This is a genomic window from Desulfitobacterium hafniense DCB-2 (assembly GCF_000021925.1).
In the GTDB taxonomy this organism is placed as follows: Bacteria; Bacillota; Desulfitobacteriia; order Desulfitobacteriales; family Desulfitobacteriaceae; genus Desulfitobacterium; species Desulfitobacterium hafniense.
Window position 1 is genome coordinate 1964843 of sequence record NC_011830.1, and the last position, 23408, is coordinate 1988250.

Annotated in this window: 25 protein-coding genes; 21 read left to right on the plus strand and 4 right to left on the minus strand. The window is 46.0% G+C overall.

Annotated features, from left to right (window positions below; all coding sequences use genetic code 11):
- Window positions 1–19 precede the first annotated feature (19 nt).
- The 5 genes from DHAF_RS25885 (at window position 20) to DHAF_RS09170 (ending at window position 3720) form a co-directional block, all read left to right on the plus strand.
- A complete protein-coding gene (locus DHAF_RS25885; protein ID WP_015943693.1) occupies window positions 20–175 on the plus strand; it encodes a hypothetical protein in 156 nt (51 codons plus the stop codon).
- Window positions 176–238: 63 nt separating this feature from the next.
- Window positions 239–1051 (plus strand): methyltetrahydrofolate cobalamin methyltransferase, encoded by an 813-nt coding sequence (locus DHAF_RS09150; protein WP_015943694.1) that lies wholly within the window; start codon window positions 239–241, stop codon window positions 1049–1051.
- A 438-nt stretch (window positions 1052–1489) separates the two neighbouring features.
- The gene (locus tag DHAF_RS09160; protein ID WP_015943695.1) at window positions 1490–1744 is read left to right on the plus strand and encodes a DUF2798 domain-containing protein; all 255 of its coding nucleotides are present in this window, start codon (window positions 1490–1492) and stop codon (window positions 1742–1744) included.
- A gap of 299 nt (window positions 1745–2043) precedes the next feature.
- Window positions 2044–2427: a winged helix-turn-helix domain-containing protein gene (locus tag DHAF_RS09165; protein WP_242659958.1), complete on the plus strand. Its 384-nt coding sequence runs from the start codon at window positions 2044–2046 to the stop codon at window positions 2425–2427.
- Window positions 2428–3720: a sensor histidine kinase gene (locus DHAF_RS09170; protein WP_011461202.1), complete on the plus strand. Its 1293-nt coding sequence runs from the start codon at window positions 2428–2430 to the stop codon at window positions 3718–3720.
- 265 nt (window positions 3721–3985) lie between these two features.
- On the opposite strand, the gene DHAF_RS09175 is transcribed toward DHAF_RS09170, so the two are convergent.
- Window positions 3986–5314: an MATE family efflux transporter gene (locus tag DHAF_RS09175; protein WP_011461201.1), complete on the minus strand. Its 1329-nt coding sequence runs from the start codon at window positions 5312–5314 to the stop codon at window positions 3986–3988.
- A gap of 267 nt (window positions 5315–5581) precedes the next feature.
- The gene (locus DHAF_RS09180; RefSeq protein ID WP_015943696.1) at window positions 5582–5806 is read right to left on the minus strand and encodes a hypothetical protein; all 225 of its coding nucleotides are present in this window, start codon (window positions 5804–5806) and stop codon (window positions 5582–5584) included.
- A 116-nt stretch (window positions 5807–5922) separates the two neighbouring features.
- Here DHAF_RS09180 and DHAF_RS09185 point away from each other — a divergent pair, with 116 nt between their 5' ends.
- The 8 genes from DHAF_RS09185 to DHAF_RS09215 all read left to right on the plus strand — a co-directional run bounded on the left by DHAF_RS09185 (window position 5923) and on the right by DHAF_RS09215 (window position 11631).
- On the plus strand, window positions 5923–6375 hold the full coding sequence (locus DHAF_RS09185) for a helix-turn-helix domain-containing protein (RefSeq protein WP_015943697.1): 453 nt from the start codon (window positions 5923–5925) through the stop codon (window positions 6373–6375).
- Between the two features lie 156 nt (window positions 6376–6531).
- Window positions 6532–7353: a nitroreductase family protein gene (locus DHAF_RS09190; protein ID WP_011461199.1), complete on the plus strand. Its 822-nt coding sequence runs from the start codon at window positions 6532–6534 to the stop codon at window positions 7351–7353.
- A gap of 85 nt (window positions 7354–7438) precedes the next feature.
- On the plus strand, window positions 7439–7699 hold the full coding sequence (locus DHAF_RS09195; protein ID WP_005809210.1) for a hypothetical protein: 261 nt from the start codon (window positions 7439–7441) through the stop codon (window positions 7697–7699).
- The gene (locus DHAF_RS09200; protein WP_005809209.1) at window positions 7692–8003 is read left to right on the plus strand and encodes a hypothetical protein; all 312 of its coding nucleotides are present in this window, start codon (window positions 7692–7694) and stop codon (window positions 8001–8003) included. Before DHAF_RS09195 ends, DHAF_RS09200 begins: the two co-directional genes overlap by 8 nt.
- Window positions 8004–8077: 74 nt before the next feature.
- Window positions 8078–8443 carry a glycine cleavage system protein T gene (locus DHAF_RS09205; protein ID WP_242659959.1) on the plus strand — a complete coding sequence of 122 codons (366 nt, stop codon included), beginning with the start codon at window positions 8078–8080 and terminating at the stop codon, window positions 8441–8443.
- Between the two features lie 248 nt (window positions 8444–8691).
- A complete protein-coding gene (locus DHAF_RS26385; protein WP_005809206.1) occupies window positions 8692–8826 on the plus strand; it encodes a DUF2442 domain-containing protein in 135 nt (44 codons plus the stop codon).
- Window positions 8827–8966: 140 nt separating this feature from the next.
- The gene (locus DHAF_RS09210) at window positions 8967–10769 is read left to right on the plus strand and encodes a cell wall-binding repeat-containing protein (protein WP_015943700.1); all 1803 of its coding nucleotides are present in this window, start codon (window positions 8967–8969) and stop codon (window positions 10767–10769) included.
- A gap of 499 nt (window positions 10770–11268) precedes the next feature.
- On the plus strand, window positions 11269–11631 hold the full coding sequence (locus DHAF_RS09215; protein ID WP_005809200.1) for a VOC family protein: 363 nt from the start codon (window positions 11269–11271) through the stop codon (window positions 11629–11631).
- Window positions 11632–11662: 31 nt separating this feature from the next.
- Here the strand turns inward: DHAF_RS09215 and DHAF_RS09220 are convergent, their stop codons facing one another.
- Window positions 11663–12394 (minus strand): DUF3102 domain-containing protein, encoded by a 732-nt coding sequence (locus DHAF_RS09220; RefSeq protein WP_011461194.1) that lies wholly within the window; start codon window positions 12392–12394, stop codon window positions 11663–11665.
- A 190-nt stretch (window positions 12395–12584) separates the two neighbouring features.
- Between DHAF_RS09220 and DHAF_RS26060 the strand changes: the two genes are divergently transcribed.
- Window positions 12585–12743 carry a hypothetical protein gene (locus DHAF_RS26060; RefSeq protein ID WP_015943702.1) on the plus strand — a complete coding sequence of 53 codons (159 nt, stop codon included), beginning with the start codon at window positions 12585–12587 and terminating at the stop codon, window positions 12741–12743.
- Window positions 12744–12857: 114 nt separating this feature from the next.
- Window positions 12858–13580 carry a Crp/Fnr family transcriptional regulator gene (locus DHAF_RS09225; RefSeq protein ID WP_011461192.1) on the plus strand — a complete coding sequence of 241 codons (723 nt, stop codon included), beginning with the start codon at window positions 12858–12860 and terminating at the stop codon, window positions 13578–13580.
- 312 nt (window positions 13581–13892) lie between these two features.
- Here DHAF_RS09225 and DHAF_RS09230 read toward each other — a convergent pair whose 3' ends face one another.
- Window positions 13893–15491, minus strand: coding sequence for an IS1634-like element ISDha9 family transposase (locus tag DHAF_RS09230; protein ID WP_015943434.1), 1599 nt, complete (start codon window positions 15489–15491; stop codon window positions 13893–13895).
- A 247-nt stretch (window positions 15492–15738) separates the two neighbouring features.
- Between DHAF_RS09230 and DHAF_RS09235 the strand changes: the two genes are divergently transcribed.
- The 6 genes from DHAF_RS09235 to DHAF_RS09260 all read left to right on the plus strand — a co-directional run bounded on the left by DHAF_RS09235 (window position 15739) and on the right by DHAF_RS09260 (window position 23335).
- Entirely contained in the window at window positions 15739–16689 is a 951-nt protein-coding gene (locus tag DHAF_RS09235) for a ketopantoate reductase family protein (protein ID WP_011461191.1), read from the plus strand.
- A gap of 44 nt (window positions 16690–16733) precedes the next feature.
- Window positions 16734–18041: an MFS transporter gene (locus tag DHAF_RS09240; protein WP_015943703.1), complete on the plus strand. Its 1308-nt coding sequence runs from the start codon at window positions 16734–16736 to the stop codon at window positions 18039–18041.
- A 169-nt stretch (window positions 18042–18210) separates the two neighbouring features.
- Window positions 18211–19401, plus strand: a complete 1191-nt coding sequence (locus DHAF_RS09245; RefSeq protein WP_005809184.1) for an aminopeptidase P family protein — start codon at window positions 18211–18213, stop codon at window positions 19399–19401.
- 22 nt (window positions 19402–19423) lie between these two features.
- Entirely contained in the window at window positions 19424–20608 is a 1185-nt protein-coding gene (locus tag DHAF_RS09250) for a M24 family metallopeptidase (RefSeq protein WP_015943704.1), read from the plus strand.
- 60 nt (window positions 20609–20668) lie between these two features.
- Window positions 20669–21331, plus strand: coding sequence for a Crp/Fnr family transcriptional regulator (locus DHAF_RS09255; protein WP_005809180.1), 663 nt, complete (start codon window positions 20669–20671; stop codon window positions 21329–21331).
- A gap of 369 nt (window positions 21332–21700) precedes the next feature.
- A complete protein-coding gene (locus tag DHAF_RS09260; protein WP_011461189.1) occupies window positions 21701–23335 on the plus strand; it encodes an ABC transporter substrate-binding protein in 1635 nt (544 codons plus the stop codon).
- Window positions 23336–23408 lie beyond the last annotated feature (73 nt).

Below are 23408 nucleotides of genomic sequence, written 5' to 3' on the forward strand. Positions count from 1 at the left end.
GGACAAGGAGGGATTTTGTATGCTAGACTCAATGCCGAACACTATTGTTGAAAAAAGCGATATGGAACAGGTGATGGAATTAGCAAGAGAAACTATTTTTTCCAAATTCCTACCGACTGAACAGGCTCAAGAGGGAATGGAATTAGGTATGATTTTAGCCATGCTGTTTTGTTAATTAGCCATTAAACAGGCGGGAGGATGTTAATGAATAAGAAACAAGTAAGAGGGTGTAATCAACGTGATCATTATCGGTGAAAAAATCAATGGCACTATTCCTAGTGTCAAAAAGGCAATAGAAGCCAGAGATGAAGACTTTATACGGGGACTGGCGATAAAGCAAGCTGAAGCCGGGGCTGACTTCATTGATGTATGTGCAAGTACAGCACCGGAAGCTGAAACAGAAACCTTGCTATGGTTGATGGATATAGTTCAGGATGTGACAGATACGCCTCTTTGTATTGACAGCCCCAATGCCAGAGCTATAGAAAGAGTTATTCATCATGCCAAACGGCCGGGATTGATAAACTCTATATCTTTGGAAGGTGATAAATGCGAGGTAATCTTTCCCCTGATGCAGAACTCAGGGTGGCAGACAATAGCGTTAACGTGTAATAATGCGGGAATTCCCAAAGATGTTCAGACAAGGGTGGATATAGCCAAAGAAATTATTGAAAAAGCAGAAGACTATGGCATCGCACCGGACAGAATACATATGGATCCATTGGTGATTGCTTTGTCGGCGGATAATCAATCCCTGCTTAATTTTGCGGAAACAACCCGGAAAATTAAAGAGCTTTATCCTACGATTAATGTGACTTCAGGCTTGAGCAATATCTCCTTTGGGATGCCGCTAAGAAAGGTAGTGAATCAAAATTTTTTAACACTGGCAGTGTTTGCAGGTATGAATTCGGCTATCATGGATCCTTTGGACAGGGATTTAATGGCCGCTTTGCTGGCTGCGGAAGCTTTATTAGGGCAGGATCAATACTGCCGAAAATTTGCAAATGCGTACCGTAAGAATAAGATTGGACCGCTCAGGATAGCGGAGTAAATCATCCGGCTCATCGGCGGGTCAGAACGGGTATGAGAACCGGCTGGGATATGGATTTGACGATAAGAAGAGTTATCCTCAAAAGGGAGTGTTAGACATATTACCATATTTTTTGAATAAATCCTATACTTAATTTAACACCTCTAATTATATCCCATATCAATTAAAGGAAGGAGGAAGGCATTTGTATGAATATCTCCAGGAGCTCCCTAAAGCGAGGAGCCTGGGCCGCTTGAAGAAGACGATTTGCGGAAAGCCAAGCAGGAAAACCTCAGGGCCGTTGCCGAATTTGCCGCGCATTGGATTCCGTCCCGCATTTCTCAATAGTTATAGGGCATCCCCCAGTGCAATTTCATCTGTCTCATCGCCTGGTGCTGAACTTGCAAATGGGAACTCCCAATTAATATTTGCAGCAATGAAGAGGAGATGATCAGTTCAATGAATGTACAGGAGAATGCACAGGTTAAAGTCGGACAATTCATTAATAAGCGGACATTATTCATAAGTGTTTGTATGGCTTTAACCTTTTCCATGGTCATGTCGTTTGTTATGGCCATTGTCAATGTGGGCTTTACAGATATTCTTTTAAGAGTTTGGCTAACCCGGTGGCCGATTGGCTTTCTCACAGCCTTGCCGTTGTCTTTATTTTTACCGCGACTTTTTAACGGGTTGGCAGATAAATTGAATCTCTAGTAATTGAAAACTTAAAGTGACAGCCGCCTTGCTAATCAAAAAATCTTGTTCGCAAAATTTTTGAAAGCAAAGAGGCTGTCGTAAAGAGAGAGCATCTGATTACCTAAATCTACGATATAGCTACCCGGTTACGCGATGTAATTTGAAGCTTACGCAATGAGTTTTTTATTCCCGTTGACCATTCCCACAGCCTGCATAAAGGCATAGATGGCGGCAAAAATAAAGTATACAATCGGTTTTTGTATTGACGGAGCGAAGAAGAAAGCCGTGATAAGCTATTCCAGCGACGGCGGCCAAACATGGAGCACTACAGCACCCGACGGTTTCAGCACCACCGTCAACCCGGAAGACCTCCCGCCCTGCTTAATGAGGGGGCGCTCTCCTTTGCTGACCTGCAGCTTTTACCCCATGCTCTGATGCTGAAAAGCAACGGACAGGAAATCAAGCTTACCCTAAAGGAAGCTCAGTTGCTGGAGCTGCTGATCAATCATAAAAATATAATTGTGTCAAAGGACGCGATCATAGAGAAGATTTGGGGCCATGATACCGATGCCGCGGACAACCACGTGGAGGCGCATATTTCACTGCTCAGGAAAAAGCTGTCGGAAATTCACTCAGGGAGTATGATACGCACCATACGGGGCGCGGGCTATACCTTGCTTGCCGGGGAGGCAGGGAGGTAAATGTTTAAGAAACTGCGCAACAGGTTTCTCATACTCAACATGGTGATTACTTCCCTGGTTATGCTCGTGGCCTTTAGTGCGGTCTATCTGACGACAGCCAATAATATGCATACTGAAAACCAAAGAAAGCTGAACAGCATGTCGATGTCGCTGATGGTATCTTCGGAAAATGCTCCTGAACAGCCGGAATCGGGCCGGATGATCAACATGGTTTCAGCGGACTATTCACCTTCTTTTACCCTGATTGTGGATAAGGGCGGCAGCATCGTCAATATCGACACCATTATGGACCTGCCGGCAGAAACCTTTGCGGAGGCCGCCGCGGCTGCCTGGCAAAAGGGGGGGCAATCCACCGTCAGCCTGTCGGGACGGCTTTGGCTGTATGCCGTTACCCAGTTGAGCGTAACCGAGTTATATGAGGATGGACGTTCCGTTACCAAAACTTCTGATGATAATTATAAGATTTCGTTTTTGGATATTACGGATACCCAAAAGACTTTACGAGATTTATTGCTTACCTTTGTCTTGGTTGGCTTTGTTATGCTGGCCGTTATTTTTCTGATAAGCCTTTATTTTGCCAACCGCTCCATACAACCTATCGCTGCGGCCTGGGAAAAGCAACGGCAGTTTGTCGCCGATGCTTCCCATGAACTGAAAACGCCTCTTTCGATTATCACAGCAAATTATGATGCACTCCTGTCCAATCAGGACGAAACCATACGGAGCCAGCATGAATGGCTTGATTATATGAAAATCGGCACCGACAGAATGGCAAAGCTCATCAACGACATGTTAACCCTTGCCAGAATGGAGAACGCAGGCGTTGAGGTGTCCAGGGCGCCTTTTGATCTAAGCGATACCCTCAGCAGGGATATGGCGTCCATGGCAGCGGCGGCAGCCGAAAAGGGGCTTACGCTGTCCAAGGCGATTGAAGGGGGTATTGTCATAAACAGCGACCGGGAGATGATTCGCCGGGTATTGGCGATTTTATTGGAAAACGCTATCAAATACTCCGAGCCGGGCGGGGAAATCCTTGTATCCCTGGAGAAAAGCAGATATGGAGTGATTTGCTCAGTCAGGAACAGCGGCAAAGGCATAGCTCCAAAAGATTTACCGAGAATTTTTGACCGGTTTTATCGGGCCGATAAGTCGCGCACAGGAGAAAATGGAGGCTATGGACTGGGTTTGTCCATAGCCCAAACCATCATCCGCCGGCTTGGCGGCGATATTATGGCCCAAAGCGTAGAAAATGAAGGGACGGTTTTTACCTTCACCCTTGAAGAGGCCAGGTAGCGGCAGCAGTCCGGCGGGTTAAGCCGCACTATCACAACAGCCGGACTTGTGGCCGCCATGCCCCTCTTTAACGGAGACGGTGCAGGCGGAGCTGGCCAAGGAACCGATCGACCGCTGGGAGGATGTAGTGGAAGGGGTATCCGAGGGGAGCATTAAAAATTACCGTTTTTAAAATTAATTTATCTAGACGAGTCAGCTCAGAATTGCCGGATTTTAAACAGAAGGGCTGAACAGGCCTTGGTTGTTTTTTTCCTATCGATTTGGGCTAACCCTTCGAGGCTGATTTCCTGTGCTTCCACACAAACCGCATAAAGCACATCAAGAGCAATGCTCCCCATGATAAGCCTTCCGCAAGTGCAATAATGCTGTTTCCGTATGGTGCGGCCAAGGTATAAGTCAATATAATTCTTATTCCCAGTGCGACAATGCTTGCGATACTGGTAAACAATACATCCCCAACACCTTCGAGAAAGCTTCTTATTGCTATCGCAATGCCAAACACAAGATAGAACGGCGCAATGATATTAAAAAATGTTCTGCCAATAGCTGCTGATTCATCTGTTACACCAAATAGGGAAACCAAGGCCCCGCCGGTGGGAATTACTGCTGCCGTAAGAATAATGGCAACAGCTGCAATGATGCCCATACCAACAAAGACCCCTCTTTTTGCACGTTGATGGTTTCCGGCCCCTGTATTTTGGGCTACTACTGTGGAAATTCCGTAACCAAGGTTGATAATCGGCAGCATAATCACCCCGTCCACTCTGTATGCCGTTGTAATTGCGGCTACGGTTTGTGTCCCAAACCCATTCATGAGATTTTGTAACAGGAGATTGCCTACTGAATGAACGCTGGATTGCATTGCAGTCGGCAAACTTAAAGAAAGCCCTCTGCGTAGTATACTCCCATCCAGGCAATGCTTTTCTATACGAAATCTCATGATAGGATATTTTTTTGTAGAGTAGCAGACCATGAATACAGCCATTAATACCTGTGCGATGAGGGTCGAAACTGCTGCCCCTATCACACCATAATGGAGTATGACGACAAATAAAATATCAAGAAGGACATTGATCACAGAAGAAACCACAATCGCTAAAAATGATGTTTTGCTGTCTCCCATACCGCGCAGTACAGTAGAATACACATTGTAGACGACAAGGAAGGGCATGCCAAGTAAGATAATCCATAAGTAGCTGTTGGCAATCGAAAATATATCTTCAGGCGTTTGCAGAAGTTGGAGAAGTGGCTTCATAAATATAATGCCGCCAACCACCACAAACAAAAATACTCCGCTCAGCACGACTGTAAAAGAGGACAGAACTTTTTTCAGTTCTGAATGCTCTCCACTTCCGTATAGATGGCCGGACAATATAGAGATGCCCAATGAAAAGCCCGTAATCATCATAATTATGAGATTGGATATAGGAATGGTTGAGCCAATGGCCGCAAGCGAGAGCTCACCTTCGACATTACCAACCATAAAGGCATCCGACCAGTTATACAGTTGTTGCAGCAAGCCGCTAAGAAGCAGGGGAAGGCTGAACTTCACCAACACTTTAACAAGACTGCCTTGTGTCATATCCTTTGCCAATCAATCATCTCCTTAAAAACAAAAAAACCTGAACGGCATTCCTCATTTCCTGGCTGGAATGCATTCAGGTGTGCTCAGTTTTGCTGTTGGGCAATAGTTAAGGCACTCTATTCAAATATTCCACATCAGTATATCACATGAGCCCCAAAATGCAACATTAAGCCGTTATCTTACCGATGGAGTCAAGATAAACCGATAATTACATTCGTTATACTCAACAGGAAACACCTGCGGCAGAATTATACCGCAGGCGTATCCGCTGATGGTTTACTTTAGAGGCTGGGCTTTGGGCAGGGCCGCCACATCCGTGCTTTCGTTGCGCAGGACGTTGTTGTAGGGATAACGGGCGACTTTGGTCCGGATCTTCTTCTGACGGGTGCCGGGTTCGCCCCAGAGGACCAGGACCTCGGTGCCAAGCTCCGTATAAGCGGTATCCAGGCAGCAAATCGAAATCATGCGGTGGAAGTAGGCAGAATTCTGTCTCTTCCGCATCAAAAAGCTTCAGGAAGATGTGATTTAGTTTCTCTTATGAAAATTCCATTATCGTCATAACAAGGCAATCAAAAAGAGAAAGGAATAAAGTATATCAACAAAGACTGACCGACCTGTTGTCCAAGCTTGGACTTCATTGCGGATGCAGTCATATTTTTGACCGTTTCAGTGAACTGAGATATTATTATATCCAAAGCAAAGCAGCACTCTATGAGGGGGAAAAGGGTAGCCCGGAAAATATTCTCTGGAATTTCGGCGATTACTATTTTGCTGATCTGATCGGCGCACTGGACAATTCGACCAGTCTGAAAAGCCTGTGCCATCCCAATATACTGCGCGTTCACGAGCATGATAACATATATGGCACGGACTTCGTCCGCTGCCTGCGCACCTATATTTTCAACGGCTGCAATATTGCCCAGACCGGCAAAGAGCTGTTTATGCACCGCAATACCCATGCTTACCGGCTGGAGAAGATCGCTGAAACCATCGCTATGGATGTCCAGCAATTGCCGGAAAATCAAAGAATGCAGCTGTGGTTTTCCTGCCGGATCAGCTGTGTTTTGTAAGGCGTCGGAGGCAGTTAAGAAAAATGGGCTTGTTGTTCAGTGTTGCAACTGGAATGACCTGTGTTAAACTATAGGCAAAAGCGTGTAACTTTACTCTAACTCGTGTCTCCCGCTTCCCGGGGAGATAGAGGGTTCATGAAGGTGTGGATGAAGATTATGGTGAATATAGACAGTGAAAAATGCATTGGCTGTGGGTTATGTGTCAGAGATTGCTTTCCCGGCAAAATTGTTATAGTTGAGGGCAAAGCGCAGATTAAGAATAAGCAGTGTATGCAATGTGGACATTGTATTGCCATATGCCCTCAGGATGCCGTATCCATGATTGAATATAACATGGCAGAGGTAAAAGCTTATGATCGAAGGGAATTTTCTGTTGATGCAGATATCCTTCTGAATTTTATTAAGTACAGAAGGTCGTGCAGACAATTTATAGATAAAGAAGTAGAAGAGGAGAAAATTTCCAAAATTATCGAAGCCGGCAGATATACTCAAACCGGCAGCAATCTGCAGGATGTGTCTTATATTGTGGTAAGGGAAGGACTGCAGGAATTGACAGCCTTAGCAATAGAAAGTCTGAAAGAAACAGGCGAGGCGCTCCTGGCCAATCCAGCTCCCCAAACGCTGGGTTTAAAAAGATACGCGGAACTGTGGCTAAAAATGTATGAGGGCTTTCAGGCCAATCCGCAGGAAAACGATAGGCTCTTCTTTAATGCCCCAGCGGTAATCATCGTTACAGCGAATTCTGAGGTGAATGGGGTCTTAGCATCCTCAAATATGGAGCTTATGACCAATGCTTTGGGGCTTGGTACCGTATTTTCCGGATTCTTTATCAGGGCTGCTCAGGATAACCAAAGGATTCTCGATTTTCTCGGGATAAAAGAGGGCAAGAAGATTGTAACCTGTATGGTCATCGGCTATCCGGCTGTGAGATATTTCAGAACGGTGCCCAGGAAAGAAGCGGATATAAGCTGGAAATAAGGTCACCAATCGGGTTCAGGCAGCAGTGCTGTCGTTTGGGTGCAATTCGCACTAAGGATGCCATGAAGAAAATGGGAGAAACGATATGGAGTTTCCTGAGAAAAAAGCAATAATACTGAACGCTCTGATTGAACGCCATGGTTTGCAGCATATTGTCAATGTCGCTTCAGAGGTCATGGGCAATCCGGTCTTCGTTTACGATATAAGCTGGAAGATTCTTGCCAGAAGCAATTCCAGAGCGGAAGATGAAGAGACATGGGCTGTATTGTTCCCTGATGGCCATTTGGTATTTGATGACCTGATGAAAGTTGAGAAGGCTGGAAATATATGCGCAATTATTGAATGATGACAAACCTGTTTTTGGCTCATTTGATTTTTTTCCACAACGCTTTCTTGGCTGTAGAATACGGGATAAGGACAGCGTTATTGGTTTTGTTATCATGGTTGAAAACAATCCGGCTCAGGATGATGATCCCGAGTTATTAGTCATCCTCTGCAAGTCTGTTTTGTTTGAGATGCTTTATCGCGGCAGAACAGCCATGCAAAGAATTCCCTATTTCGGCCTATTCAAAGACATCATAGAACTAAATGCTACGAAAAAAGAATTAAAAGAGCGGATATCGAGCCTGCGGGTGGCCATGATTTTGTAGGAAAAGAAGCGCTCAAGGCGGAGCTGGATGGACATCATAACACCATGGTCCACCTTATCTGGGATAAGGTGGATGTGCTGAAGGTCATTGCCACGGCATTTGAGGCCGGAAACAGCTGTGATATCATGGATATGGTGGGCGACTACGACTATGTCCGCAACAATGGTGGTATGCACATTGATGCTGTATATGACGGCGATAGAATGATTGGAGCTTCCTCCGGACGCATGCTCTCCGCTAAAACACGGGAAATGCTTTCTCTGTGCACCATCGATCAGGATTATGCTGTGGAAGGCAAAGTGGTTGAGGTTCTCTGGGGCAACCCCGGAACAAGACAGATGAGAATTAAGGCTAAGGTAATGCTGTTGCCCTATATCAAGGAGGACAGAAACGAGAACTTCGATGTGGAAAGGATTCCTCGTCCTGTTTTTAAGAAGTAATCTGTAAATAAAAGCATGTTTAGAGGAAAGGTCGCTCTTTTAAATAAAAGGGCGGCCTTTCCTGCTGAATAACTGTTTAAAGAGCCGGCTGATGCGGGTAAACGCCAGGTTGCCTCAAAGCAAGGAAGCTGCGCACATCATCAACGAACTGATAGTAGAAGAACAGTTATTTTTTGCATCAGTTTTGTGTCAGTTTTGTGATAGAATAAAGTATACAAGAGAGTAATTATACACAGGGAGAGATTCATATGGTGCCAAGGCCAAAGGAAGTTAAAGCTTTGGAAAACTACTGCCTGCAAGTGTTTTTTGAAAACGGTGAAACAAAGATCTATGATATGCCGGCATTGCTTGAAATGCCTTTTTACAGCAAGTTGAAGAATTAAAGCTTGTTTAACACCATCAAGGAAAAGGATATAACTTTGGAGTGGGCTACAGGTCAGGATATATGCCCGCAAAAGATAGCCTTCCATTGGTCAATTGCCGTTGGTAGGTTGTGAGGTGAACTGATGAGGTTAATGGCTCCATGACGATGGAAAGAATGCCACTTACGCAGTCTGATAAGGGTAGTAGATGTGATATATTTTACGAAGAAAAAATAAAAATGGAGGGGGAATTTGTTATGTCCATGCGCAAAATAATTACGGGTTCACTACTCATACTCGCATTTGTTTTTACGTTTTGTTTCCCCGCGGTAACCATGGCGGACACGTCGCCGACCGTAATAAGATTGGCTGGTTACGATCGGTACGAAACGGCAGCCGAAATTGCCAAATCTGGCTGGACAAAATCGGACTATGCTGTACTGGCTTATGGGGAAAACTATCCAGATGCCTTGGCGGCTGTCCCCTTAGCATACAAGTATGATGCACCGATTTTATTAACAAAATCAAATAGTATGCCGGAAGTGACAAAGCGGGTCATAAGCGGTTTACAGGTGAAAAATGTAATCATCATAGGCGGAACAGGTGTAATCTATGCGTCGGTTGAAGAGGAATTAGAAGCAATGGGTATCGATGTTAACCGCGTTTTTGGCTGTGATAGATATGAGACAGCCGTGGAGGTTGCCAAACAAATTACTGCTGCCCAAGATTCTCTGGAATTGTTTGTGGTAACAGGAGAGGACTATCCCGACGCTTTATCTGTGGGTTCGATTGCTGGGTTTAAACAAATGCCGATTATCATGGTGCCAAGTGACGGAGTTCCGGATTCGGTAAAGAATTATGTTTCTAGTGCAAATGTGAATAAAAGCTATGTTATAGGTTATTCGGATGTCGTTAGCGATTTGGTGTACAATGAATTTCCCAAAGCAGAGCGAATCTTGGGAGTGGATAAATATTCTAGAAATATAGCCGTAAATCAAAGATTTGAGAATGAATTTAAATCAGAAAAGATATGTCTGGCTACAGGAGAAGTATTTGCCGATGCTTTATCCGGCGGAGCGTATGCGGCCAAGATTGGGGAGCCGGTCATTCTGGTAAATAATGATCCTCCAGATAATACAAAGAGCTATTACCAACAAAGAGCGGCTAAGGCAAATAAAGTTAATGTATTTGGCGGAACAGGGATTGTACCGGAGCGTGTGATAGAAAATTTAAACCAGGGAAGTACTGTTTGGAGCGATAGTGTTTATCCAACAGGTGTAAGTTTAAACAAAAGTATACTAAACATACCGGCTGGGGGAAGCGAAACGCTGACGGCTCTATTGGAAACCTCTGACGCATCTGGTAACCCGGTATATGGAAATAGCGGTAACGTAACGTGGTCTTCGAGTAATCCAGCGGTAGCGACAGTAAGCGACTCAGGAAAGGTTGCAGGCTTAAAAGAGGGGACAACAGTTATTACGGTAACAGTTAAGAACGGGGGAAAGACGGCTAGCTGTAATGTAGGGGTATACAATAATGCATCGTTCGGCAATAACTTAGATTTTGATAAGTTTGAATTAACAATAAGCGATTTGAAAATTGGCGCGACCGAAGCCACCTTTAAGTTTCAGCTTCTTAAAAATGGTGAGGATATTACTGAGCTTGTCACTCTGAGAGCAGATGCGTTTGCTCCTAAAAGAGAAGTGAAGGATGAGATACTACCGGTAACCTTAGATAGTTTAGAAGAGACTTTAAAAGAACGAGCAACAATGCAGGGGAAACTGCCGGTAACCTTAAACTATTCGGAAAAAAAAGGAACGATAAAATTTGAGGACCCTTCTGATGGAGAGAGGTTACGGTGGATTTATTTATATTATGAGTATAACGAGAATGGGCCATGGAAAGGGCTGCTCGGTACGTCCTATGACTGTTGGAAAGACGGCAAGCAAATATTAAGTGACTAGAGCGTGTCAGGCTCGTCTGTTCCAGGTGTTAAAAACGAAGTCTCCCATGATATAATTATGAACGATTTACAAGTAGGCGCGGCAGAAACTACCTTCAAATTTCTGGTATTTGAGGATGGCAAAGATATTAAAAAACAATTTCAGCAGATAGGATATTCGCATATATGCATTTAGGACAGGAGGTAATTTATATCCATTAGAAGGAAAAGGTAAGATAATCCATAATGATCCTTCTGACGCTGAGAAACCAAATATAATTACTCTGACAGCCAGTACCAGTGCATATGATCAAATTAAGTTTAATTATTAAACCGAATCTTTTGAAGGTATAGTTGCTTTGGCTATACCTTCAAGGCACCGACAAGAAAATAATGAACGCAAATTTGCGCTCGTTATCGGTTTAGTCGATAATAGCAACAATCAATGAAAATATTCCTGAATCAATAAAGACACTTCCAACCTAAACCTAGGGAGTGTCTTTCGGCGTACCATCGTTAATGTGCGGGATATTCATAAGGCCAAGCAAGACATGGAAGAGCTGCTGGGCTTAGAGTTCTACGGTCCTCTCGACGATTCCGGGCCGGGTCTTGCCGTGGCGCTGCCCCGGCGTGGGGAGCCTGAACTGGTGGCGCCGACGCGCAGCAATGACGCCATTGGTGCGACCCGGCTTCTGGAGCGCAAGGGCGAAGGGATCACCGGCATCGCCTTCCGGGTGGACGATATTGAGGAGGCTGAGCGCCATTTTGTTGAACGGGGGCTGAAACCGGATGTAAGGATCAACCATAGCGGCATGAAGGAAATCCTCTTCCTGGCCCAGGAGGCTACACACGGCATCGAGATAGCCATCATCGTGCCCCCCTAAAGCGTAGCCCAAGGGTAGCTGCTTTATGGCATTATTCCGGGTTAGTTGTTTTAACGGATAAATTCGTTCTAATGGCAGGGGGGTATTCCTGCAGTGTCGCAACCATGTTGGTCGCAATTTCCAAGGCCTTTTTCCGGTTGACTTCCTTTCGCGCCGTGTCTATCCTGCTCTGGGCAACGAGTGTTTTCAGCATCTCACTATAGGCGCTGATCATGTTGTCGCGGTGCAGGGCAAATTGCTCGTCATACTTCATGCTTTCGGTGTAGGTTTCGGCGGTTGGCTGCACGGTTTTGGGCTGTATTTTTCTCACCTTTGGAGTTACCTTGACGACCGGGACCAGTTCCGTGCTCTGCTTTTTTTCCTGAACAGCCGCCTGCAGTTCTCGTTTGCTCATGTTTTCAACATCATGGCAGGCCAAAAATTCTTCCCGCTCCTCCGCCGGAATTCCCAGGAGGATAACCGCCTGGGAGAAATTAAGATTCGAATCTGGATTCGAATCTGGCAAGCTCACGCCGGGTGAGGCGGATTTAGACCCGAATTCCCGATAGATCCGCATCAGGTGATTGGCTGTCCGCTGGGAATAACTGACCTCTTCCTTCAGCCATTCCCCCCATTCCCCATAGGGGAGCATTGCCTTGGCTTCCGTCAGGCAGCGCCCGATTTGGACACAGCTTTGGAGCATGATTTTGTCGGTCCGGCTTTTAATTAAGTTAATTTCAGACGCAATTTGTGTTGGCGTCCGGGCAGATAATTCAACATCCATTTTGGTTACACTCCCTTTAACCGGAAATATTCTGCAGAGTATACAACAGAATATTCCAGTCCCTGGGCGAGTGTGAGGGCTTCACCTTAGCGGATCTTTCGCTTAACCTTGTGGCCATCGTTTTTAATATGGATATGGAAAAAATGGAACCCGGAATGGCCTCTTTGCTCGAGAAAGTAAGCAGGCCGGCATGAAGCCCAGCGAAGCAATGGTACGCTTTTTTATCACCGGTACAGCCGAAAAATGTACTGTGGAGGAATTTCCTTTGCAGAGGAAGAAAAACGAAAAGAACAATATCATCATAGGTTGTTTATGTACCGGATGGGACATTGATTTTACGGGAGACTGATTAGAATATAGATAATAGATCGTGTAATCTATAATTGCTTAATCAATAGCAGGGTCATGAGATTTTGAAACCATCCTCTTCTGAGTAGATATCTCTGTAAAGGAGGTGAGTTGAATGTTTGACAATAATGATTCTCCCTGGATTAAGGGAGATCAAAAAAGGTTTGAGAACATTTTGAAGTTTCATGGAATCTGCAAAACCAAGGTTTACAGTGCATCGGAAACGATTTATATTCAGGACGATCCCGGAGATACCTTTTTCTATGTTAAAAGCGGTAGGGTAAAAGTATATATTTTAAAGGGAGACGGGAGTGAAAAGACCCTTTCGATTCATGAACAGGGAGGCTTTTTTGGAGAAACTTCTGCCATAGACTTATTCCCCAGACCATGCTGTGCAAGTGCGATGATTAGTTCAGAGATTATTGCTTTAACACAAGAAGAATTGAAAAAACTGCTGAAATTCGATGCGGATTTGTATTTTATAATTTTGCAGTCACTGACAAGAAAAATACGCATGCTTTCTTTTCAAATTCAGGAGATGGCTTTTTTGGAGGCGGAGCAAAGAATCATTCATATGTTGTTGAGACTGACAGCAGATTTTGGAACAACAACCCAGGATGGGATCAGCTTATCCATTAAATTTTCTGATCAAGAGCTTGCCGGTTTAGTAGGAGCTTGTAGAACAACCGTTACCAAAACACTTAATTCCTTAAAGAAACAGGGGTTTATTGATAAACAATATCGCAATATTATCATCAAAAACCAGATCGGTTTACTGGAATATTTATATGGTCACAAAGCAAACGAAAAAGCTTTGAATTTGAGTGATTGCATTTAATATAGCAATGCTTAAACTGCCTTTTTGATGCTTTTCTAGCCTACTTATTATAAAAGAAACTATCGGACTAACAATTCGAAGTTTCTTTTTTTTATTTTATCTGGATTGATGTTTAATATTTTAAGATCAATTTTTTTTGAATTGTGGTGTGGGCAACAGATGTCTTGATTGACTTATAAGAAGATTTAGATAAACCTTTGAAAAGAATAAAAGGGAGTGAATGCTTAAGCTCGAGTTTGACACCTCAAAAACTGAAACTATTGAATTTCAAGGGTTTGAAAGGTTCATTTTTGGGCGTGCCACTACAATTAACTATTTATGGTAATTATCTTGCATCTTCTGTACTCGTTCAGGAACCCGAAGCCCCACTGCCCTAAAAGCCATAGCTGCTGCTCCATGGATTTCCGTTCTGACTAAATGATCCTGGTCCTTTAGTTTAAGCTTAACGGCATGAACTTTTCTTAAAGCTCTTATTACCTCCGTATAGCCATACTCGCTTGCGCAGTTTTCCAGGAGTTTCTGGAACCTGATCTGGACCACTAGGGCTAAAAAGCAAAGCATGATGTGACCAGAGATTCGCCTTTCTTTCCAGTGGTAAACAGGGCGTAAGTCGAGAGTACTCTTAAGATTCCGGAAGGCCCGTTCTATTTGCCATAGGTCACGATACGCTGTGGCTACCTCTTCCGTTGGGAGCTCTGTATTGGTTTGGAGGATATAGAGTCCATCAAAAACGGCCGCTTGCTTCAATTTATCGGTATTAATCGTGGCTGCTTCGGCAGACACGTTAAGATATTTTTTGTATTCACTATGGCCGATTAAATCCTTAATACTTCCATGCTCCAGCTTGCTTCTCAGTTTCACTTCGATTTGCTCTCGGACCCACTGATCGCGTTTGGCTTCTTCTTCGTTTAAACACACGATATAGCGTTTACCCTGATGGAGGACTTCTTTAACCTTTAGGTTATCCTTCGTGAAGACATAAGGTTCCGGAGAGGTTGCGAGTTCTGGGCCGGCCTTTACATTGCGCATACGAACCCCAAGGATGTAGTGAAGTTGTAATTCTTCGAGCAGTTCCAACGTTCGTTTTCCCATCATGCCCCGATCCCCAACAACAATGACTCGCTGGATAGTAAAGCGCTTTTTCAAATCACTCACCGCTTCAATAAAGGCATCGGTATCCGATGTGTTTCCTGGGAACACATGATGAGCTATGGGAATCCCGTCTCTGGACATCAATAGGCCAATCATGACCTGAAGGCGGTCGGGACGATGATCCTTAGAATGACCGTATTCCAAGAGGTCAAAGGCTCCGGCATCTCCTTCGACATAGGTGGAGGTGGTATCAAAGAACACCAAATCCAGCTGTTGTGTGAATAAATTGGTATGATGAAAAAATAACTGTTCTTCGAGGGTGTCTTTGTTTTCATCGAGAAAGTCAATGGCTTTATAGAAGTGGTGAAGCTTTAAGCTTTCAAATTCAGGGCGATAGACGGAATCTTTCCAATCGCTAACCCCCAATTTACTGGTAGGCTCTGTCAAACGATTTAAGACCATACAAAAAATAGCCTCTTGAACATCGATGCTCAAGTCTCTCTCGTTAAAGAGTCCATCGAGAATTGTATGGAGGCCAAGGTTTTCCCAAAGCCGACGAAAGACCATAGAAGGACCAAACTCTTTGCTCCAATCCGCAAAAAGATCTTCCGCAGCATCAACCACTGCGAGCGTATCTGAGAACTTCGCTAGAGAGCGAATAAGGTCGTCAAGTTTCCCATTTTGGAGATCCTCCACTCTCCCCAAGTTACAAAGGACTTTCTGACGAACTTTACCCTCTTCGCGGCGACTCTCAACAAGTTGAAGGTAACGGCGTGGTGAGCCGTCCCGGTTGTAGGCCGTTTTAATTCGCGCAAACATATCACTACAATTATACCAAATCAATCTATATTCTTCAATAAAAATATTCATATTGTGCGGCACTACATTTTGGTTTTCGAATAGGTATTTTACTCATTTGTACATTTCAAATCCGCATGGGGAGCCATAATTACAATTTAACAATAACAAATTTTAAGGCGTTACTGTCAAACTCGAGTTAAGGATCATCCCATCATCAAAAAAACTATTAAACTATTTTATTAAAAAAACTGTGAGGTGGTAGGTTTTGAAAGTAGCCATTATTGGTGCCGGCGCCATGGGGAGCCTGTTTGGCGGCTCCCTGGCCGGCGTCGTCGACGAAGTGTGTCTTTACAGCACAAACAAAGCTTATGTGGAGGCTGTAAACAAAAACGGTTTGATTATGACCCAAGGAGATAATAAATGGGTTGTGAAAGCCCGGGCCACCAGTAATCCTGCAGAGATTGGCGAAGCTGACGTTGCAATCATCTATGTTAAATATACCGGCACCCGTCAGGCGGTTCAGGATGCCATGGTCAGCTGTGTCACCCTAAACACCATGGTCGTGACTCTGCAGAATGGCATCGGCAATGTGGACATTATCAAAGAATATATTCCCGAAGACCAGATCGTATATGGTTTAAGCACCTTGACAAGCGATGTGAAAGCTCCCGGTCATATCGAAATGACCACCTTAAGCAAAGTGGGAACTTCGATGTGGCCTCTGAACGGCGTTGTGACCCCGAAATTGGAAAAATTAGTGGACTTGATGAATCAAGTGAACCTGAATGCGGACATCGCACCGGATGTCAATGAACGCATTTGGCGCAAGCTGATGGTAAACGCCTGCGAAAACACCCTTTGCGCCATACTGAAGGTCAATGTCACAGACCTGATGATCAATACGCCGGAATCTTATGAGATTGCCAGGCAGATCATTTTTGAAGTATCAGATGTGGCGCGGGCCAAGGGGATGAACATCAGCAGGGAAGAAGCCTTAAAGCATGTGATGAAAGTGACTTACGCCGTGCCCGGGCATGTCCCTTCCATGGTCTTTGATATTTTAAATAAGAAAAAGACCGAGATTGGCTGCATTAACGAAGCCATTGCCAATGAAGGGAAAAAGCTGGGGGTTCCTACCCCGGCGGTTGAGACCATTGCCCGCCTGATCCGTGCTTTAGAAGCCAATTATGACCGGACAATCAAACATCATCGATAATGAAATATCCGATATCCCAACGATTTGAAGTGGAGGATAGAAAGATGCGAAAAATAAACGTAAATAAGGTTATTGATGAGGCTAAGTTCAACCGTTATTTTCTGATTATATTCGTTCTGCTGCTGCTTGCTTTGATATTTGACGGGTATGACATGGGGATTTACGGCGTTACCCTTCCGTCGGTCATGAAGGAATTAAACCTTAATGCCACCCAGACCGGTCTTTTGGCCAGTGCGGGCATGTTCGGCATGATGTTTGGCGCCTTGCTTTTCGGGATGCTGTCCGATGTGATCGGCCGCAAAAAAACCATTATCATCGGCATTTTTGTGTATTCTGTCTTTAACGGTATAGTTGCATTTATCCACAGTGCCTCCATCTTTGCAGTCGTGCGCTTTATCGCCGGGATGGGGATGGGCGCTTTGACTCCGGTGGTCATAAGCCTGCTGTCTGAGTACACGCCCAGGTCCAGAAGAACCCTGCTTCTGACCATGGTCATGGTAGGGATACCCCTCGGCCAGCTGGTTGCTTCACTGGCAGGCGTTGCCTTTCTGGAATCCATCGGCTGGCGTGTTCTGTATCTGGCTACTTTAATCGCCTTGATTATGATTGCTTTTGTTGTTTGGAATGTCCCGGAATCTATGAAATTTTATGTTCCCAGAGGAGAAACAAAAACCATTAAGAAAGTACTGGCTAAAGCCAACCCGGACTTTGAGCAGACTGAGGAAGATGTATACGAATTAAGCATTGTCAACCAGCAAAAGGCTTCCCTGGGGAGCTTGTTCAAATCCGGTTATGCCAAAAACACCATTTATATCTGGATCGCCTTTTTCTGCAACCTGTATCTCTTCTTCGGAATCTCCACCTGGCTTCCGAAACTGATGACCATGCTGGGCTATCCTTTGAAATCCAGCGTGATGTTCCTGGCCATCTTCCTTCTGGGGGGAGTCCTCACCACCCCTTTTGTGGGCATGCTGGGCGATAAATACGGCTACAAAAAGGTCATGCCGGTTCTCTATGCCATGTCGGCGGTTTTGGTCAGCCTCCTGAGCTTTCAGATGAGCACGTTTATCTTTTATACACTGCTGTTTCTGGCCGGATGCGCTGTTACTTTGGTTCAAAGCATGACTCTGGCAGCAGCTCCGGACTTTTATCCCATAGCTTTCCGCGGCACGGCCATGGGGTGGGGCTCCGCAGTCTCCCGGTTGGGAAGCGCCGTTGCCCCGACCGTTGTCGGTGTATTGCTTACGGCCAATCTTCCTGTAAGGGGCGTTTTCCTGACTTTCATTATTCCCGCCGTGATTGCTTGCATCGCAATCCTGCTTACGAAAAAGGATCCTGATCTTGTGGGCTGAATCTTGCCTTTCCCTGGTTTTCTGAAATATATTTTGGGGAATGTTCTATCCGGGACGGAGAAGCAGGCCATAATCAAGGACAATAAAAACGGATGAAGGAGCAAATCATTCCATTCATCCGCCGGCAACAAAATAACCTCAGTTCTAAAAAATCAAAGGAGGAAACACCATGGCAGAAGTATTTCATGAAAGGCTGAAATCACCCATTCCCACCAGGGAATTGGCAAGACGCTCGCGTGAACTGCAGGCAGTCATGAAAAAAGAAAACATTGACTGCATCCTGGCGCAGAACATCACTCAATACATGGGGGGCTGCAATCGCTGGCTGACGGACACAACGGCAGAAAATCATTACCCCCAGTCCTCATTTTTGACCAAGGACGGAGACATCGGCTATATTGCCTGCAGCGGCCCGCCCCTGGATCTCTATCCCCCTTCCCACCTATTGCGGATCGGAAAACCCTGGGCCGCGGCACCCTACTTTTCCGTATTCAATTTTACCTGGGATTGGGAAGGCAGACTATTCGTCAAATGGGTCCAGGAGAACAATGTCCAAAAAGTCGGAATCGCCGGTATGGAAATGATTATGTGGAACTACTACAACTACATTGCCGAAAAGCTGCCCGGCGTGGAAATCGTGGATGCTTCCTCCCTTTTTGATGAAATCCGCGCCGTCAAGAGCGAAGATGAAATCAAGTTTCTGGAAAAATCCGCAGCCCTTCAGGATAAAGTCATGGGCTATCTGCCTGCCCTGATCCAGCCGGGCGTACGGGAATACGAAGTCAGAGCGAAAATCATGCAGCTGGTTACCGACCATGGTGGGGAAGAAATGATCGTCATCATGGGCAGCGCACCCAGAGGGGAAAAATTCAGCTTGCTGCCCAGCTTCTTTCAGAACAGGGAACTCCAGACGGGAGACGAGCTCTATGTCAAACTGCAATGCAGTGGACCGGGGGGATTGTTTACCACCGTGGGCAGGATGTTCTCCATCGGCTGCGAGCCTTCCGGCGCCCTGGAACAGGGCTGGAGAGAAGCCGCTGCCGCCCAGGAAAAACTGGCGGGCCTGCTCCAGGTCGGTGCGGATCCCCAGGTGATCTTCGGTCAATACAACGCTTACCTGGAAAGCAAAGGATATAATCAGGAGACCGGCCTGTTTGTTTACGGCCAGGGCTATGACCATATTGAAAGACCCAGCATTCAGCCTGGTGAAACCATGAAGCTGGCTAAAGATATGTGCCTGGCAGCCAATACCAGCCTCATATCCGCTGAAAGAACCGTCTATTGTGCCGACAGCTTCATTCTCAAGCCAAGCGGACCGCAGAAACTGCACCGGACACCATTAACAATCTTCCGGACTTAAAAGCAGGAAAGGAGTGAACACAATGAGTGCAGCTGAAAGAATCAGGAGGCCCATATCCGACCGGGAACTCAGAAGAAGATGGGGCGCAACGAAGGAGCTGTTGAAAAAATATGATCTGGACAGTGCCTTTACTCAAGGCAACAACATGCACCTGGGAGGATATGTCCGTTGGCTGACCGATGTACCAGCCGAATATAATTATCACATGACGGTTTTATTCCCGGCAGATGAGGAAATGACCCTGGTCAGAACCAGCGGCTCCCCAATTCCTCAATGGGCTTTGAGAGGAGTCAAAGAAGTACTCTATGCCCCATTTTGCCCCACCCTGAATTATACGGCTGACCTGGAAGCGGGCCTGGTCATCGACTATCTGCGCAAGAGAAACCCCAAAAGAGTGGGCTGGATCGGCAAAGCTTCCATCAATGCAGGACTGATGGGAAAAGTACTGGCAGCATTCCCGCATATCGAATTCGTCGACATCACCGATGAATTCGATATGATCAAAGGGCTGAAGAGCGCTGAAGAAATGGAACTGGTCCGGGAAACGGCCAGAATACATGATGCGGTATGGGCAGCGCTGCCTGCCATTGTCAAACCCGGCATGATGGAGTATCAGATCAGAGCGGAGGTCATGCAGCTTCTGATGAACCTGGGAAGCGAAGAACACCTGCTCTTCATGGCCACGGCGCAGCCGTACAAACCTTGCGGCATGTCTACCTTCCAATATGCCAACAGAAGAGTTCAGGAAGGAGACTATGGTGTGCTCCTGGTGGAAGTATCCGGCCCCGGAGGCTACTACTGCGAATCCGCCAGAAACTTCTGCTTCGGGGAGCCTTATCAGGAATTGCAGGAAGCCTGGGACGTAGCGGTACAGGCTCAGCAATTGACTGCGGACCTTTTGACTCCCGGCAGGCCGGCTAAGGAAATCGTCGCCAAATACAATCAGTTTGTCGCCGAAAGAGGCTACAGTCAGGAAGGGCGCCTGTACGGACATTCCCAGGGCTATGACCTGGTTGAGCGTCCTGCCTTTATGGCAGCCCATGAATTTGGCGAAGAAACCATGGAAATCAGGACCGGAATGAATATCTCCCTGCACCCTTATTTTATTGATCAAGTGCAAACCGTATATATCAACGACAATTATTATGTGACGGAACACGGTGCAGAGAAAATTCATAAAACAGCTCCCAAGATCATTATTCTCTAAACTATCAGTATGAATTGAGTCTTCCTTTGCCGGAGGACTCAATTTTAATGGGGCCAGGAGGTGTTAGCTATTTATACAAAATACTATAACCTCGATGATAATACGAGAGATATTTTAAAGCATTTAGGGACTCCTCTTGAGTATGGGCCTGGGGAAATGATTTATTACCAGGATGAGCCGGCTTCGGGGCTTGTGTATTTGGATGAAGGAAAGATAAAGAACTTTTTTCTTTATTCGGATGGGACGGAAAAAACCCTGTGCATTCTTGAAGCCCCCAGTATTACCGGAGAAACGGCAGTGATCGACGGCGGTACAAGTATTTGCAGCGCGGTGGCCGTGACACAAGTAAAAATTGTGTTTATTCCGAGAGAAAAAGCCCAGGAATTGCTTGCTTCCAAACCTGAGCTGATGATGCTGATCTTAAAGTATATGGCCTTAAAAATAAGAAGCATGCAGGTGCAGGCCCAGGAAATCGTTTCGAATATCCCGCAGAGACTGGCTTATCTGCTTCTGAATTATAAGAAGTACGGCATATTTGTGCACAATGCGCAGGACCCGAGACTGTTCATCAAGCATGATGAACTGGCCGGCTTCATCGGCACGACAAGGCCCAAGGTCACTGAGCACCTAAACAATTTTTCAAGAAAAGGCCTGATTGACAAGGGCAGAGGCTATATTGTCATCAAAGATCTTGAGGGGCTCAGAAAGATCTCCAGGCATTGATAACAAGGAAACAATGGCAGTCCATAAGCCGGGACAGAGAAAAGGTGGAGAGACCCTTTGAAACGGTGAGCATATATAATATCTTAACCGGCAGCTGCCGGAATTGCGAAAGTACGGCCACAAGAGGGCTCGTAAGATTCGAAACCGGTTTCGAATCTTACGAGCCCTCTTGTGGTTTACCTCCGACCCACCTGTTGTGATTCGCTGAAAGGCCATATATCGACCAGCAGCCTTCGGTCCGTGGGACAATTCTTAAATAATCTTAAATCTGCTCCTTAAGGATTGAGACAAAAGCCAAAGAAAACTATAATCTTTTATAGAGTTAGGTGAAGCTAACCACTAAAAGATGGAAAGGTAGATCGAAGTTTTATGAAGAAACAATGGATCAAAACCAAACTGACAGCAGGGCTGATGGTTATTTCGCTTCTTGCCGCAGGTTGCTCTGCACAAACACCGGCGGACTCAGCCCAATCTTCCGGCAACCCTTCAGCTGCAAAAGACGAAGTCATCGTCGCCGTGGGCGGGGAGAAGGAATCGGGCTATGACCCTTGCACCGGATGGGGCAGCCACGGTACTCCGCTTTTTCAAAGTAAGCTGCTGGATACGGATACCAATAACCAGTTGAAAAATGACCTTGCCACCGGCTATGAAGTCAGCGAGGACGGCCTTACCTGGACTTTCACTGTTCGAGATGATGTCATTTGCCACGACGGTGAAAAGCTCACCGCCAAGGATGTGGCCTTTACTTACAACAAAACCAAGGAAAACGGCATTTCCACCATTGATCTGACCCTGCTGGACAAGGCCGAGGCCATTGATGATACGACGGTCATGTTCCATATGAAATCCCCTATGTCCACCTTTATCTATCAGACGGCCGCCCTGGGAATTGTACCGGAGCATGCTTACAGCGATCCGGCCGCTTATGCCCAGGCGCCCATCGGTTCCGGTCCTTATAAATTCGTACAGTGGGATAAAGGGCAGCAGCTGATTGTGGAGGCTCATGAGCAATATTACGGCGGGAAGCCCTCCTTCAAACGCCTTGTGCTCCTGTTCCTCAGTGACGATGCGGCCTATGCGGCATTGCAGGCCGGACAAGTCGATGTAGCGAAAATCTCAGAAAATCTGGCGGTCAAGGGAATGCCCGGCTACAATCTGGTCGACTGCAAAACCAATGATTTCCGTACAGTTGCTTTGCCTGTGCAAAAGCCTGGTGAAACCAGCAAAGAAGGGTACCCCATCGGCAATGAAGTGACCAGTGATCCCGCCATCCGCAAGGCGTTGGCCAACGGAATCAACCGTCAGAAGATTATCGATACGGTGCTCAACGGTTATGGAGACGTCGCCTATACCATTGCTCAGGGCCTGCCCTGGGATAACAAAGAGGTTATCCTCACCGACGGCAATGTGGAAGCTGCCAAGCAGATTCTGGAAAACGCCGGCTGGGTGGATACGGACGGCGATGGGATCCGCGAAAAGAATGGCTTGAAAGCGGAGTTCAGTTTGATCTATGCCTCGGACGATTCGACCCGCCAATCGATTTCCATGGCTTTCAAAGAGCAGGCCAAGGCCTTTGGCATTAATGTGATTACCGAAGGGCTTTCCTCCGCCGACCGTAACCCCCGCAAGCATAAGGACGCCTTTATGCTGGGGGGCGGCGATTATAACCCCACTCCTGTATACAATGCACTTTATGGCGCTTATGCGGCCAAAGGCGGCTGGTATAATATTGTTGCCTACAAAAATGAAAAAGTGGACAAGTATCTGGAGGCAGCCGTAGCGGCAACTACACAGGAAGAAGCCAATCAATACTGGCAGAAAGCTCAGTGGGATGGAACCACGGGAGGTAGTATCCTTGGTGACGCGCCCTATATTTATATCGTCAATATCAGCCATCTGTATTTTGTCCGGGATGGAATCAGCATCGGGGAACAGAAGATCCATCCTCACGACCACGGCTTTGCGGTATTGGGCAACATCATGGATTGGAGCTCTGTGAAATAAACCGGAACGAAGGATCGGTAAAACGCGGCCATACCCGGTTGTGGTTGGCCGCGTTTTGCATGAAAAGGGAGAA

Excerpts from the sequence above, each read along its gene's own strand:
- DHAF_RS09190 (WP_011461199.1), top strand. The coding sequence starts at position 6,532 with ATGGTGAATATAGACAGTGAAAAATGCATTGGCTGTGGGTTATGTGTC.
- DHAF_RS09165 (WP_242659958.1), top strand. The coding sequence starts at position 2,044 with ATGGAGCACTACAGCACCCGACGGTTTCAGCACCACCGTCAACCCGGA.
- DHAF_RS09245 (WP_005809184.1), top strand. The coding sequence starts at position 18,211 with ATGGCAGAAGTATTTCATGAAAGGCTGAAATCACCCATTCCCACCAGG.
- DHAF_RS09210 (WP_015943700.1), top strand. The coding sequence starts at position 8,967 with ATGACGATGGAAAGAATGCCACTTACGCAGTCTGATAAGGGTAGTAGA.
- DHAF_RS09195 (WP_005809210.1), top strand. The coding sequence starts at position 7,439 with ATGGAGTTTCCTGAGAAAAAAGCAATAATACTGAACGCTCTGATTGAA.
- DHAF_RS09240 (WP_015943703.1), top strand. The coding sequence starts at position 16,734 with ATGCGAAAAATAAACGTAAATAAGGTTATTGATGAGGCTAAGTTCAAC.
- DHAF_RS26385 (WP_005809206.1), top strand. The coding sequence starts at position 8,692 with ATGGTGCCAAGGCCAAAGGAAGTTAAAGCTTTGGAAAACTACTGCCTG.
- DHAF_RS09180 (WP_015943696.1), bottom strand. The coding sequence starts at position 5,806 with ATGCGGAAGAGACAGAATTCTGCCTACTTCCACCGCATGATTTCGATT.
- DHAF_RS09160 (WP_015943695.1), top strand. The coding sequence starts at position 1,490 with ATGAATGTACAGGAGAATGCACAGGTTAAAGTCGGACAATTCATTAAT.
- DHAF_RS09220 (WP_011461194.1), bottom strand. The coding sequence starts at position 12,394 with ATGGATGTTGAATTATCTGCCCGGACGCCAACACAAATTGCGTCTGAA.
- DHAF_RS09225 (WP_011461192.1), top strand. The coding sequence starts at position 12,858 with ATGTTTGACAATAATGATTCTCCCTGGATTAAGGGAGATCAAAAAAGG.
- DHAF_RS09170 (WP_011461202.1), top strand. The coding sequence starts at position 2,428 with ATGTTTAAGAAACTGCGCAACAGGTTTCTCATACTCAACATGGTGATT.
- DHAF_RS09260 (WP_011461189.1), top strand. The coding sequence starts at position 21,701 with ATGAAGAAACAATGGATCAAAACCAAACTGACAGCAGGGCTGATGGTT.
- DHAF_RS09230 (WP_015943434.1), bottom strand. The coding sequence starts at position 15,491 with ATGTTTGCGCGAATTAAAACGGCCTACAACCGGGACGGCTCACCACGC.
- DHAF_RS25885 (WP_015943693.1), top strand. The coding sequence starts at position 20 with ATGCTAGACTCAATGCCGAACACTATTGTTGAAAAAAGCGATATGGAA.
- DHAF_RS26060 (WP_015943702.1), top strand. The coding sequence starts at position 12,585 with ATGAAGCCCAGCGAAGCAATGGTACGCTTTTTTATCACCGGTACAGCC.
- DHAF_RS09250 (WP_015943704.1), top strand. The coding sequence starts at position 19,424 with ATGAGTGCAGCTGAAAGAATCAGGAGGCCCATATCCGACCGGGAACTC.